At 74.9% G+C, this 13,663-nt stretch carries 8 protein-coding genes; 4 read left to right on the top strand and 4 right to left on the bottom strand.

Annotation, left to right across the window (positions count from 1 at the left end; genetic code table 11):
• Positions 1-35: 35 nt before the first annotated feature.
• Genes ACZ4MF_RS12040 through ACZ4MF_RS12025 form a run of 4 tightly spaced genes read right to left on the bottom strand, consistent with a single transcriptional unit; the run spans position 36 to position 7,418 of the window.
• The gene (locus ACZ4MF_RS12040) at positions 36-1,361 is read right to left on the bottom strand and encodes a hypothetical protein (protein ID WP_467491892.1); all 1,326 of its coding nucleotides are present in this window, start codon (positions 1,359-1,361) and stop codon (positions 36-38) included.
• On the bottom strand, positions 1,358-4,099 hold the full coding sequence (locus ACZ4MF_RS12035; RefSeq protein WP_467491891.1) for a hypothetical protein: 2,742 nt from the start codon (positions 4,097-4,099) through the stop codon (positions 1,358-1,360). The genes ACZ4MF_RS12040 and ACZ4MF_RS12035 overlap by 4 nt, the downstream gene beginning before the upstream one ends.
• On the bottom strand, positions 4,096-5,352 hold the full coding sequence (locus ACZ4MF_RS12030; protein ID WP_467491890.1) for a hypothetical protein: 1,257 nt from the start codon (positions 5,350-5,352) through the stop codon (positions 4,096-4,098). Before ACZ4MF_RS12030 ends, ACZ4MF_RS12035 begins: the two co-directional genes overlap by 4 nt.
• 8 nt (positions 5,353-5,360) lie before the next feature.
• Complete coding sequence (locus ACZ4MF_RS12025; protein WP_467491889.1) at positions 5,361-7,418, bottom strand: hypothetical protein; 2,058 nt, start codon at positions 7,416-7,418, stop codon at positions 5,361-5,363.
• Positions 7,419-8,006: 588 nt separating this feature from the next.
• Between ACZ4MF_RS12025 and ACZ4MF_RS12020 the strand changes: the two genes are divergently transcribed.
• From ACZ4MF_RS12020 to ACZ4MF_RS12005, 4 genes are all read left to right on the top strand, one after another.
• On the top strand, positions 8,007-8,411 hold the full coding sequence (locus tag ACZ4MF_RS12020) for a hypothetical protein (protein ID WP_467491888.1): 405 nt from the start codon (positions 8,007-8,009) through the stop codon (positions 8,409-8,411).
• A 405-nt stretch (positions 8,412-8,816) separates the two neighbouring features.
• On the top strand, positions 8,817-10,898 hold the full coding sequence (gene fusA / locus ACZ4MF_RS12015; RefSeq protein ID WP_467491887.1) for an elongation factor G: 2,082 nt from the start codon (positions 8,817-8,819) through the stop codon (positions 10,896-10,898).
• A gap of 426 nt (positions 10,899-11,324) precedes the next feature.
• On the top strand, positions 11,325-12,641 hold the full coding sequence (locus ACZ4MF_RS12010) for an extracellular solute-binding protein (RefSeq protein WP_467491886.1): 1,317 nt from the start codon (positions 11,325-11,327) through the stop codon (positions 12,639-12,641).
• A gap of 20 nt (positions 12,642-12,661) precedes the next feature.
• On the top strand, positions 12,662-13,654 hold the full coding sequence (locus ACZ4MF_RS12005) for a carbohydrate ABC transporter permease (RefSeq protein WP_467491885.1): 993 nt from the start codon (positions 12,662-12,664) through the stop codon (positions 13,652-13,654).
• Positions 13,655-13,663: the final 9 nt, after the last annotated feature.

Raw genomic sequence — 13,663 nt, 5'->3', positions numbered from 1 at the left:
TCGGGCGCGACGCGGTCGGGGGCGGTGGGGCCGGATCAGGTGTCGGGCGGGGCGGGCAGGGGGCCGAGCGGAACGCGGGTCTCGGTATCCGGACCCTCCGCGACCGCGCGCAGCACCAGGGCCGCCGCCCCGTCCGCGTCGACCCGGACGCCGACGCGGCAGAGCCCGGCCGGTGCGCCGGAAGGCAGGGTGACGTCCGGCAGCGGGACCGGCCGGCCGTCGGGGCCGACGGCCTCGACCCGCACCGGGCGCCCGGCCGCCGCGTCGGGGAGCACCTCGGCCGGCCGGCCGTCCCGGACGGCGAACACGGTGTCGCCGCCCGGCTCCAGGGCCCCGGGGGCGGCCAGTTCGAGTGCTTCGGTGCACAGCCGTCCGGCCACCCGGCGGTGGGTGCTGATGCGGACGGCGTACGGGTAGCGGTCCCCGGGGTCGGCGAGCCCGGCCGCGACCAGGGCGCCGCCGAGCGCCGCCGCGTACCCGGCGTCCACGTCCGCGGGCAGGGGCAGCAGCCGGTGGCTGTCGGCCAGCTGCCGGGCGAGCGGTTCGAGCCGGGCCAGCCCCCCGGCGAGCAGCAGCGGGGGCGGCTCGGCCGCGCCGGCCGGTGCGGCGACCTCGGCCAGGGCCCGCCGTACCGCGTCGATGAGCGGCGGCAGGGACGTCCGTACCTGCCCCGCGGTGACCTCCCGGCCGGACAGGAGGTGGACCGGGGTGTCGTCGAAGGGGTCGGGCCTGCGCACGGCCCGGGCCACGGCGAGCCCCAGCCGGCGGCCGCCGGGGTCGGCCAGGCGCGCCGCGGCCAGGTCGCGGTGGGCTTCGTCGGTGTCGCGCAGACCGGCGGCGGCGAGCAGCGCCGTGTCGAAATCCGCGCCCAGCAGGCCGGCCGGCCCGGTCGCTTCGGCGGTGGCGCGCAGCAGCACCGCGGAGCCGGCCCGTGTGCAGCGGGCGGCGTCCGCGGCGCGGGCCCCGGCATCGCACACGAGGTACTCCCCGGTGCCCGCCGGTCCGCCCGGGGTCTGCCGGACCAGGGCGAGCAGGGCGTGGGCGGCGTCCATCGCCCGGGGCCGCGGACAGCCGTCCGCGGCGAGAGCGGCCGTCGCGGGACCGGCCAGCGCGCGGGCGGTGCGCCGCGGCAGGACGACCACGGCCCGGACGGGCGGGCCGTACCGGGCGAGGTAGGCGCCGTACGCCTCGCGCAGCGCGGCGACGGGTCGGCCGCGCGTGGCGGCGGACAGCGGCAGCCCCTCGCCCGGTACGTCTGCGGGCAGGTGGACCGGGCGGGCGGGCCCGGCACCGGGCCCGGCGACGGCGAGACGCGCGTAGCGGGTGCCGATGTCGAGGGCGAGGGCGTGCGGAAGGCTCATACGCGGTCCTCGCCTCGGCCGCGCCGCCCGAGCAGCCGGGAGAACACGCCGCGCTCGGACTCGCCGGAGGTGCCGGACGCCGGGTGGGCCGGGTCGGGGTAGGACCGGCGGCCCCCGGCGGGATGCTGTGTCCCCGGCGGGTACGACGGCCGGTGGGCGCCGCCGGACCCGCCCTGGCCGGGGAACGGGGGAGGAGCCGTCGGCTGCTGGCGCGACGGCTTCTGCCGCAGGAGCTTGATCGCGTGCTCGACGCTGTCCTTCAGCTCCCGGTGGCAGTCCAGTGCCCGCTGCCGGACCGGTTCGCCGAACCGCAGCTGGGAGACGGAGTAGTAGAGCAGGTCGCCGAGCGCCTGGTGCGGGGCGGTCCGGTTGAGGTGTCCGGCCAGCCGGTGCACGAAGTCGCCGCGTCCCGCGTGCTCGTGCAGCCAGGGCCTGATCGCGTCGAGCACGGCCGAGGGGAACTCGACGGTCTGCTGGGCGTGTTCGGCGTACCGGGAGTGCGGGCTCGCCCGCACGATGGCGTCGCCCAGGTGCTCGGGAGCGGCCGTGCGGGCGGCGACGAGCCGGCGGATGTCGGCGGTGTGGGCCAGCCACTGGAGGTCGGGGCGGTCGCGCAGCCGCTGCTCCCACGGTGCGGGCATGTCGCCGGTGATCCAGTCCCCGGCGTGTCTCAGCAGCTCGGCGATCCTGTCGAGCAGCGGCCCCTCCAGGCCCACCAGGCCTGCCGCGCCCGGCTCCTGAGGATGCGTCAGTTCCCACAGAAGCGGATACGGCACCTGGTCGAGCCGTTCCCCGACCAGCCCCTCGGCCAGCCGGCCCTCCCCCCGGCCCCACAGCCCCAGGTGCGGCAGCTGCTGCCTGAGGACACCGGCGTACTCGGCGCCCGCCTCGCCGTCGTCCGTGAAGAGGCGGGCGCGCTGCACGCTCCACCCCAGCAGGGGAAGCTGGATCAGATCGGCCCAGGCGGCGTGCCTGCCCGCGACGCCGCGCTGTTTCGGTACGAGGACGTCGACCCGCCGGAGCAGGAACCCCCGGTCCTCGTCGGTGCCGGCCAGTCCCGCCGCGACCTCGTACAGCTCCGGGTGGAGCCAGGAGAGCACGTCCGGATTGCCGGCGTGAGCGGCCAGGCGCAGGCCGGTGCGCCAGGCCGTCGGGGAGATTCCGGCGAACGCCTCGATGCCCTGCCCGTCCGGCCCGGCCGACGGCTCGCGGTGGATCAGCGCGGCGCCGCGCAGCCAGTCCGGGGCGCTCTGCCGGTCCGCCTCACCGGGCCGCCGCAGCAGGTCATGGACCAGCCGGTCGTCCAGCGTCCGTCGTTCGGCGTTGACGTCGAGCCAGGCCAGGGTCAGCTCGGGGCGGCGCAGCAGGACGGTGTGCACGGCCGCCACCGTGCTCTCGTCCAGCCCCCGCTGCACGGCGTGCAGCAGCGTGCCGCGCGCGAGCAGGCCGTCCGGCGCCTCGGCGGCGGTGCCCGCGTCGAGGTAGCCGGCCAGGACGGCGGCGTGGGCCTGCCGGTCACGGGACGCCGCCGCCAGATCGAGGACGGCCCGCACCCGCTGGACGGTCTGCCGCTCGACGGGCCATGAGGTGAGTTCGCCGGCGAGGGCCGCGCCGGTCCGCGCGGACCAGTGCTCCAGGAGCATGGCCCGGGCCTGCGCGCGCTCCGCCTCGGGCAGAGCGCCGGGCAGGGTGCAGCGCGCCAGATGACGGGCCACCGTGGCGGCCTCCTGCTCGTCGAGGCTCTCCAGCGGGTGCAGGCTCAGCAGCCTGGCCACGTCGCCCAGCCGGCCAGCGCCCCGTTCGATGTCCGCCACCACCACGGCCCGCAGGTCGAGGTCCCGCAGGTGCCGCAGTGCCTGTTCGGCGTCCTGCGGGGTGAGCGGGGTGCGATGGGAGAGCAGATGGGTGAGCAGCGCCTCGATGCCCACCTTCTGCCGCAGCCGCAGCAGTTCGGCCAGATAGGCACGGCCCTGGGCCGAGCCCGGCCCCTGCGGCGGCGGCCCGGCGAGCACGGCGTGGCACTGGCTGCCCCGGGGACGCAGCGCGAAGGTCAGCCGCAGCTCGTGGTCGGCGCCGTGACCGGCCCAGGTCGCGGCGGACAGCCAGGCCCTGCTGCCGTACGGCAGCAGGGCGCAGATCCCGTCGAGCACGGCGACCCGTGTGACGGCGCTCAGACCGGCGTGCTCCGGCGACAGCGTGATGGCCACGTGCCGCCCCTCCAGGAGCAGCGCCGCGGACCGGGCGGCCCACTCGAAGCCGATGTCCTCCTCGATGTACCGGGCCAGTTGCGCGACCCCGGCGGGCCGTGCGGCGAGGACGAGGTGGGGCGGGTGTGCGGCGTCCGTGTCCACGGCCGGCCACGCGGTGTCGAGGGCGGCGTCGTACAGCGAGGTCCAGGTGAGCCCCGCCTCGCCGGTCGGCTGCCAGTCGAGGAGCAGCAGCCGGGCCGAGTAGCTGATCCGGCCGGTCGCGTCCCGCCCGCCCTTCCAGACGGTCTCCACCAGGCCGGTCACGGGCCGGCCGGCCTCCGTGCCGCCGAGGAACACCACCCAGGGCAGTGCGTCGGGGGCGTGGGCGCGCTCGGCGCGTGGCGTCTCCGTGGACGCGGCCCAGAAGTACCTCTGCGCGATGCGGGGTTCCACGCTGCCCGCCTGTACGTCGTAGGCCACCTGACCCGGTGCCTTGCCCTGCAGGGACCAGGCGGCGCGCACCGGGGACCCGGCCGGTGGCCCGCTCACCTGCGCCCCCACCGGGGCCTGCCGGTGCGCGGCGGGCGTCCGGCCGTGCCCCGCAGACCCTCCTCCAGCGTCATCAGCGGCTCGATGACGTTGATCGGCGTCGGCGGAGAACTGCAGATCCGCTCGCCGTCCGGCTCCACGTTGACGTAATTGCGGTAGTCGAACTGGTTGTTCGGGTTGAGCCGGAAGCCGATCGCGGAGCTGGCGTGGAAGGACATCCGGTCGGGGTGGAAGAAGTTGCCGAGGGCGTCACGGACCAGGCGGGCGCTGCCGCCGCGGAAGCTTTCGCAGATCCAGTCGAAGAAGCCGCGCGCCTGATGGTCCGGGACGCGCGGGACGGCGCCGACGTGCTCCTGGGTGACCCAGCCGGCCCGCAGCGCCGGCTCGAAGACGTCCGGGTGGTCGAACTTGGTGATGCACACCGCGACATGGTGCGGCAGCCGGCCGTTGCCGAGGAGCCGGCCCTCGTCGCGCACCCGGGCGGCCATCTGACTGGCCATTCCGTAGAAGTAGTTGATGCTCGCGGTCTGCTGGTTGGCGTCCAGCAGCGGGTCGAAGAGGTAGACGAGACCGCCGCAGCTCGTCAGATGGGTCACGGCCTGTTCGTGCAGGTCCTCGCTGACCTGGTTCGAGCGCGGGTTGAAGGCCTCTCCGGGCAGGTCGAGCACCTCCAGCGCGAAGGTGATCCGCCGGCGGGTACGCAGCCCCCGGGCGGGCCGCGTCTCACCGGCGAACGACCACCTGAGGTCCCGCTGGGCCCGGGTCGCCTGCGGGAACACCTGCTCCGACACCAGCTGATCCACGCTGTCCTGAAGGAACTCCGCGGAGGAGGGGTCCATCCCGGCGACCACCCAGTTCACCTGGCCGCGTCGCTGGTGCTGCATCGCGGCGATCGGCACGGCGCCGAGGAACGTCGTCTTCCCGGACCCGGAGGCTCCCCACACGCCGATCCTGACGCCCACGGGAGGAGCACCCCGGAGCGACGGAATGGCCAGCGGCGGCGCGCCCAGGTCGGCCACGGTGTGGGTGTCGGCCGCGGTGGGGGTGTCGGCGCTGGGCAGGCGCGGCTCGGCCGCGGGCAGGGGCGGCAGCGGGGGAGGCGGTTCGGCGCTGCGGGGCGCGCCGTCGAGGGCGAGCGACTGCCACGCGCGGTTGCCCCCGCGGTGCCCGTTCGGGGGCTGCCCCGGGTCCGGGGAGCGGGCCTCGTCCTCGTTGTCCCAGGAGCCCGGGTCGGGTCGATGAGGCGTCGTCATGGAGTGCGTCAGCTCCTCGGTGGGTCTGGTGGGCGCGGGGGGAGAGGCGGTGCGGCGAACGCGAGCGGGCTGCCGTCGGTGCCGTGGGGCTGCCCGGCGGTCAGGGCGAGCGCGGCCCGCTCCGCCGAGTCGGTGCCGGGCCGCAGGACGAGGCCCTCGGTGCCCGTCAGGTCCTGCCAGGTCCGCTTGAGGTAGTGGCCCAGCCGGTGCCCGCTGGGCACCCCGGCGGCGGGCGCGGTGAACGGGGCGGCCCGGATGCCGACCCGCACCCCCCGGTGCCGCAGGGTCCCCAGTTGCTCCCGCCAGTCCACGGCGCGCGGGCAGCCGGGGACGAGGCCGTCCTGGGCGGGCAGCGCGGGCGGCCGGCCCCCGACCACCAGCAGGACCCGGTCGACGGAGTCGGTGCGCGGTCCGGCGGTCATGCGCGCGGCGGCCTTGAGCGCGTCCTCCAGCGAGGAGGTGAGGGTGTCCCGGGGCCGTATCTCCACGGGCAGCTCCCGCAGTTGGCGCAGTGCCCGGCCGGGCGGTCCCGGCGGCACGGCCTGGATGAGCCCCCGGGCGGGCTGGTGGGCGTTGCGGGGCGCGTGGTCGTAGTAGCCGATCACGGCGACCCGCAGGCCCCCGCCCGCGCCGGCATGGCGCTGCGCGGCACGGATCAGGTCGTCCGTGAAGCCGACGCGCTCGGCGACCTCGCTGCCGGCGGTGCCGGACATCTCCACCGCGCACAGGAGTTCCAGGGGCCGGGGCCGCCGCAGGCGCCGCGGCATGCGGTGGACCAGGTCGTGCAGGTCGGACTCCGGTCCGTGCGCCGTCTCGGCCAGGACGTGGCCGCCGGTGCGCACCTCGATCTCGCCCGGTCCGTGCAGGACGAAGGTGAGGTGCGCGGAGCCGAGCGCGGGCAGTTCGACGCGGGGCAGCCGGACCAGCGGGGGGTGCCGGTCCTGCGGGCGGTAGCGGCCGGCGAGCAGCGGCAGGACGACGGGCAGGGTCGCGGACGGCGCGGCGACAGCGCCCGCCGCGGTCCCCGCCTCGGACGGCGGGGGCATGACCGGGGGACCGCCGTGCACGGTGACCGAGGTCGTCCGGGTCTCGCCGGGCGCCAGCCGCAGACCGGCCTCGAACAGGACGTGGTGGGCGAGTTCCACCGGAACGTGGTCGCCCGCGCCGTGTCCCGCCCGCGCCAGGAGGAGCGTGTGCGGCTCGCGCAGGGGCGCACCGCGCAGCACGTCACGGACCCGGGCCGTGGTGGCGGCCGCCGTGCCCGGACCGGGCGCGGCGGCCGGGGTGCCCTCGGCACGCACCGCGCACACCTCGTACAGCACGGCGGCGGCCCGGTCGAGGAGGGTCCAGCCGGTGCCGCCGCGCAGCAGCACCACCGCGGTGGTACGGGTGCCGGTCGGCTCGTCCGCAGGGGGCACGACAGCGCGCAGCCAGCCGCGCACGGCCCGGTCGAAGCCCAGACGGTCCACCGGTTCCACGGTGCCCACCCCACCGGCGAGCCGGAAGCGACGCAGGGCGTCCGCGGTGCCGAGCTCCTGGACCAGTTCGGTCCAGGGCGTCTCGGCATGCGCAGCCGTGTGGGGCAGACCTGCGGCGTCGGCGAACACCCGTACCACCGAGGCCTGTTGGGTGCCGAACTCGACGAACAGCGCCTCGGGCACCTCCCCGGTGGTCAGCCCGCGCAGCAGATCGGCCAGGGCGGGCGGTCCGGCGGTCACCGGGGGAGCGGAGGCAGGCCGCGGGCCGGGTCCGTCGGCGGGGTGCGGAAGGCCGGAGGGATGCGGGACGGCGGCGGGGGACGGAAGGCCCGAGGGGTGCGGGACGGCGGCCGGGTGCGAAAGCCCGGTGGGCGGCGGGCGAAGCAGCCCGGCCAGCTCCGAGCGCCCGGCGGTGTCGCTCAGCGTGCGCCGGGCGGCGTCGAGATCCCAGGTGTGCGCGGCGGCGGCCAGCTCGTCCGCCGCGCACCGGTGGTCCTCCTCGGTCGCGGCACCCAGGACCGGATCCCCGAGGAGCGGGAATCCGCAGACCCGGCAGCGTCGTTCCTCCCCTCCCGGGTGAAGGCACACCGGGCAGGGCACCACCGGGCCGGACCGCGTCTCGTCAGCTCCGGAAGAGAGCGGCACGATCGCGGCACCGTCTCACAGCGACCGTGGGCGACGTACACACCTGGAAACACCTTTGATCCATGTCACAACTGCCCCCTTGCCTCTCTCGGGCCGAGTAGAGCCCGATGAGCCATCCAGTCATGCCGTGGTCCCACGGACCACTGGTAGACGCCCCGTGTGATTGCGCCGGTTCCCGCCAACGGGCTGCTCATTGTCCCGATGGTGTTCCCGTGCCGCAACGGGTCCTGCGGTTTCGGCCGGCCGGCCGCGCCGTGCGCGCACGGCGGGCGCGATACGGCCCGGTGGCGCGGGGGCGACACGGCCCGGTGGCGCGGGCGCGACACGGCCCGGTGGCGAGGGGGGCGATACGGCCCGGTGGCGAGGGGGCGATACGGCCCGGTGGCGCAGGGAGCCACGCGTTCCGGTGTCTCCCGCACCCGCCTCCGCGTCACCCGCGATCCCCCCGAGCCCTCACCCGGCGGCCGGGCATAGACTCGGGCCGCCGTGCCCCCGCCGGGGGCCAGCCCGGTTCCCGCCCATTCCCCGCTCATGGACACCAACTTCCCGCGTCGCGCTCTGCCCGTGGCCGCGCTGCGCAGGGACGCCGCCGACCTGGAGGTGTACGCACGGGTGCTCACCGGGACCCTCGCCGAGGCGCTGCCGCCGGGCTCCGTCGCCGTCGAGCGCAGACGCGGCCTGGCCGACCGGCTCGCGGGGCGTGAGGGCCGTGTCGAGCGGGTCGAGGTCCTCCTCGGCGAGCAGCGTCTCGTGCTGGACCTCGCGGGCGCGCATCCCCGGGGAGAGGTGTGCAAGGAGGTCCGCGGCGTGGTGCTCTCGCGGCGGCCGGTGGCGCTCGACGAGTGGGTGCGGGAACTCGCGGTCGCGGTCTCGGCCCGAGCACAGTCCGACGCGCGGGCGCGGGCGGCGCTGGAACGGCTGCTGCTCGGCGAGTAGCGCCGCGCCCTGAGCCGCCTGCGCCACGCCCTGCGCCGCGGTCGGCCACCTTCGCCAGAACCCGGAAAATCACGTGCCCCGGCCCCCTCCCGCCCCGTACCGTCGGGACACGTCAGACACAGAACGGATCAGACACAGGACAGAGGGGAGCCGGCCGTGCGTGCACACAGCGCTGTCGTCGCTCCCCGTTGCCGGTACGAGGTGATCCTCGTGTCCTCGTCCGGCCGGTGCCCGCTGCGCGGCCGGCACCGGACCCCCGTGACGTCCCGCTGACCTCCCCTGCCCGAACCGGCCACGTGCCGCCGGGCCGGGACGCCTGCGTGCTCTCCAGGGCGTACGGGTACATCGCGCCGCCCTTTTCTCCGCAGACCGGAGAGGCTCCGAACCCCAGAAAGGCCCCGGGCCGTGCGCACGCACATCACCAGTTCCGCCACCACTCTCACCGCCGTCCGCAACCTCGGCATCCTCGCCCACGTGGACGCGGGCAAGACCACCGTCACCGAGCGGATCCTCTACGCGACGGGCACCACCCACAAGCGGGGCGAGGTGCACGACGGCACCACCGTCACCGACTTCGACCCGCAGGAACGCGACCGCGGCATCACCATCTTCGCCGCCGCCGTCAGCTGTGCCTGGGACGGCTGTCGCATCAACCTCATCGACACCCCCGGCCACGTCGACTTCGCCGACGAGGTCGAGCGCTCGCTGCGGGTCCTCGACGGGGCGGTCGCCGTGTTCGACGCCGTCGCCGGGGTCGAGCCGCAGAGCGAGTCGGTGTGGCGGCAGGCCGACCGGCACGCCGTCCCGCGCCTCGCGTTCGTCAACAAGCTGGACCGCGCGGGCGCCGACCTCGACCGGGCGGTCGCCTCGATCCGGGAGCGACTGCACCCGGCGCCGCTGGTCGTGCAGCTGCCGATCGGCGCCGAGGACGCGTTCACCGGTGTCGTCGACCTGGTGCGGATGCGTGCGCTGACGTGGGACGACGCAACCGGTACGGCGGTGGAGGGCGCCGTGCCCGAGGAGTTGCGGGAGGAGGCCGTACGACGACGGCGAGTGCTGGAGGAGGCGGTGGCCGGGTTGCATCCGGGCGCGCTGGAGGAGTTCTGCGCGCAGGACACGCTCTGCGCCGCCACCCTCACCGCCGCCCTGCGCGATCTCACCCGCACCGGGGACGGCGTGGTCGTCCTCGCCGGCTCGGCCTACCGCAACCGCGGCATCGAACCACTGCTGGACGCGGTCGTCGCCTATCTGCCCTCGCCGCTGGACGTCCCCGCCGTACGCGGCGTGCACGCGGGCGGCGAGCAGGAGCGGGCGGCCGATCCCCAAGCCCCGTTCAGTGGGCTGGTGTTCAAGGTGAACGCCGGTACCACCGGACGACTGGCCCACGTCCGCGTCTACTCGGGCACCCTGGAGAAGGGAGACATCGTGCGCGAGCAGGGCAGCGGGCGCACCGAGCGGGCGGCGCGCATCCTGCGGGTCATGGCGGACCGGCATGTCCCGCTCGACCGGGCGGTCGCCGGGGACATCGTGGCGCTCGTCGGCGTGAAGTCGGCGCGGGCCGGATCCACCCTGTGCGACCCCGGTGCCCCGTTGCTGCTGGAGTCGCCGGCCGCGGCCGAGCCCGTGGTGTCCGTCGCGGTCGAGGCCCGGCGGGCCGCGGACACCGGCCGGCTGGCGGCGGCGCTGGCCCGGCTGGTCGAGGAGGACCCGTCGCTGGTGGTGCGCACCGATGCCGAGACCGGGCAGACCGTGCTGTCCGGGATGGGCGAACTCCACCTGGAGGTCGCGGTGGAGAAGGTGCGGCGCGACGGCGGACCGGAGGTCACGGTGGGGCGGCCGAGGGTCGCCTGTCGCGAGACGGTCGTCGCGGGTGTGACGGGGTTCGGGTACCGGCACGTCAAACAGGACGGCGGTGCGGGGCAGTTCGCGCACGTCGTGCTCGACGTGGCACCGCTCGGACCCGAAGTCGGCGCCACCGGCTTCGAGTTCCGCTGCACCGTCACCGGCGGGGCCGTACCGCAGGAGTACGTGCGGGCGGTGGAGGCCGGGTGCCGGGACGCCCTCGCCGAGGGGCCGCTCCACGGGCATCCGGTGACCGGGCTGCGGGTCACGCTCACCGACGGCTCCACCCATGTGAAGGACTCCTCCGACACGGCTTTCCGCACCGCCGGCCGGCTCGGGCTCCGCGCGGCCCTGCGTGCCTGCGCGACGGCCGTGCTGGAACCGGTCGCCGAGGTCACGGTCACCGTGCCCGAGGACGCGGTCGGCACGGTCCTCGGGGACCTGTCCGCCCGGCGCGGCCGGGTCGGCGGCTCCGAGAGGCGGCGCGGCGCGGCCGTCCTGACGGCGACCGTCCCGCTGGCCGAACTCTTCGGCTACGCCACCCGGTTGCGCAGCCGCACCCAGGGACGGGGCACCTTCACCACCCGCCCCACCGGCTACGCCCCGGCCCCCCGCCCCCAACCAACCCCCACCCCCACCCGCTAGCGGTCCCCGGAGCCCGGCGCTGCGGCCCTCCGGGCTCCGGGGACTCCGGGGTCCCCGGCTGCCGGTCTCCGAGTCCCCCGGCCTGCCCGGACTCCGGGTACCCGGGCTCCTGGTCCCCGGGCTCTGGAGAGCTCGGGGCCCGGGTACCCGGTCCCCGAGCCCCACCCGCACCCCGACCCCACCGTCCCGCCCACCACTCGGACCACCTCCACCCCCCAACACCGTCTCCCAGCACACGACTTCATCACGACTGTCCTCACCTGTGCCCAACCCCTTGACGGCTGCCGTTTCCGAGGTTTAACTCACGTCCTAAATTAAGCCATGAGGAGCTTTCGGGAGTCGAAGGCGACGTCGCGTGACGTCGTGTGACGTCGGCTCCCGGCGGCGGCCTCGGGGTTCGACCCCCGGAAAGGGACACCAGGAGCCATGCGCAGAATCCGAGCCGCGGCCACCGGCGCCGTCGCCCTGTCTCTCGCCCTCGCGGCCACGGCCTGCGGCGGCGGTTCCGCGACCGGGGGCGGGTCGAACGACTCCCCGAAGACACTGACGTACTGGGCCTCCAACCAGGGCGCCAGCATCGCCGTCGACCAGCAGGTGCTGAAGCCCGAGCTCGACAAGTTCCAGAAGCAGACCGGCATCAAGGTCAGGCTGGAGGTCGTGTCCTGGTCCGACCTGCTCAACCGGATCCTCACCGCCACCACCTCCGGCCAGGGCCCGGACGTGCTGAACATCGGCAACACCTGGAGCGCCTCACTGCAGGCGACCGGCGCGCTGCTGCCGTGGGACGCCAAGAACTTCGCGAAGATCGGCGGCAAGGACCGGTTCGCCGGCGCCGCGCTCGACTCGACCGGCGTCCGGGGCAAGGACCCGGCCGCGGTCCCGCTGTACTCGATGGCGTACGCCCTCTACTACAACAAGAAGATCTTCGCCGACGCCGGAATCTCCCAACCGCCCGCCACCTGGGACGAGTTGGTCGCCGACAGCAAGAAGATCGACGCGAAGGGCACGTCCGCGCTCGGGGCCGAGGGCTCGAACCCCTCGGAGAACATCCACCACGTCTTCGTCTTCGCCCGGCAGCGCGGCGCCGACTTCTTCACCCCCGACGGCAAACCCGACTTCACCGCTCCCAAGGTGGTCGACGCGGTCAAGAGCTACGTCGACCTGATGGCCACGGACAAGGTCATCCCGACCGGCGACGCCGAATACGCGCAGAACCAGTCCGTCAGCGATTTCGCCAAGGGCAGGCAGGCGATGCTGCTGTGGCAGTCCGCCGCCGCCAACCTCACGTCCCAGGGCATGAGCGCGGACTCCTACGGCATCGCGCCGGTGCCCGTGATCTCCGGCACGCCCGGCAGCGGCACCCAGGTCGACTCGGCGTTCATGGGCATCAACCTGGCCGTCTTCAAGAACACCCACAACCTCGACGGCGCCACGCAGTTCGTGAAGTTCATGACCTCCGACGCGGAGCAGAAGATCCTCAACAAGGCCTACAGCTCCATCCCGCCGGTCACGTCCGCGCAGGCGGACGCCGCGTTCGGCACGCCCGCCGACGCGGTGCTGAAGAGCACCCTCTCCGCGTCCGCGGCCGCCATGCCGCAGGTCCCCTCCGAGTCGCAGTTCGAGACGACCGTCGGTACCGCCGTCAAGGACCTCTTCGCCGACGCCGCCGCCGGCCGCGCGGTGACCACCGGCTCGGTCAAGGCCGAGTTGGAGAAGGCCCAGCAGCAGATGCCGGCGGCGTGAGCGGGCCGATGACGACGCCGATGACGACGACCACCGCCTTCAAGGAGCCGGTGCGCGAGGGACCCCCGGGCGCGGCGGCGCGTGAACCCCGCCGCCGCACCGGGCGGATCCGCCGCGCCGCTCTGCCCTACCTGCTCCTCCTGCCCGCGCTCGTGCTCGAACTGCTCGTCCATCTCGTGCCGATGGCCGTCGGCATCGTGATGAGCTTCAAGGAACTCACCCAGTTCTACATCCGCGACTGGGGCACCGCCCCCTGGTCCGGGCTCGGCAACTACACGGTGTCGGTGGACTTCGACGCCCCCGTCGGCAAGGCCCTGCTGCACTCCTTCCTCGTCACCGTCGGCTTCACCCTGCTCTCGGTCGCCCTGTGCTGGCTGACCGGCACCGCCGCCGCCGTCTTCATGCAGGACGCCTTCCGCGGCCGCGGCCTGCTGCGCACCCTGTTCCTGGTGCCGTACGCGCTGCCCGTCTACGCGGCCGTCATCACCTGGGTGTTCATGTTGCAGCACGACAACGGCCTGGTGAACCACGTCCTGCACGACCAGCTCCACCTCACCGACCGGCGCTCCTTCTGGCTCATCGGCGACAACAGCTTCTACGCCCTGCTGACCGTGTCGGTGTGGAAGGGCTGGCCGTTCGCCTTCCTCATCGTGACCGCCGGGCTCCAGAACATCCCGCGGGAGCTGTACGAGGCCGCCGCACTGGACGGCGCCGGAGTGTGGCAGCAGATCCGCCGCATCACGCTTCCCTCGCTGCGCCCGGTCAACCAGGTGCTCGTCCTGGTGCTGTTCCTGTGGACGTTCAACGACTTCAACACGCCGTACGTCCTGTTCGGCAAGTCCGCCCCGGCCGCCGCCGACCTCATCTCGGTCCACATCTACCAGGCGTCCTTCGTCACCTGGAACTTCGGCACCGGCTCGGCGATGTCCGTCCTGCTGCTGCTCTTCCTGCTCGCCGTGACGGGCGGGTACCTGCTGCTCACCTCGCGCCGACGGAGGCCCGCCCGTGGCTAGCGCCAACTC

This window comes from Streptomyces sp. NPDC025793, from assembly GCF_055558375.1.
The sequence above is the reverse complement of the archived record's forward strand: the minus strand, read 5'-3'. Positions and strand labels throughout refer to the sequence as shown.

Bases quoted from the DNA above. Each gene is read 5' to 3' on its own strand.
- ACZ4MF_RS12040 (WP_467491892.1), bottom strand. From the start codon at position 1,361: ATGAGCCTTCCGCACGCCCTCGCCCTCGACATCGGCACCCGCTACGCG.
- ACZ4MF_RS12030 (WP_467491890.1), bottom strand. From the start codon at position 5,352: ATGACGACGCCTCATCGACCCGACCCGGGCTCCTGGGACAACGAGGAC.
- ACZ4MF_RS12020 (WP_467491888.1), top strand. From the start codon at position 8,007: ATGGACACCAACTTCCCGCGTCGCGCTCTGCCCGTGGCCGCGCTGCGC.
- ACZ4MF_RS12010 (WP_467491886.1), top strand. From the start codon at position 11,325: ATGCGCAGAATCCGAGCCGCGGCCACCGGCGCCGTCGCCCTGTCTCTC.
- ACZ4MF_RS12005 (WP_467491885.1), top strand. From the start codon at position 12,662: ATGACGACGACCACCGCCTTCAAGGAGCCGGTGCGCGAGGGACCCCCG.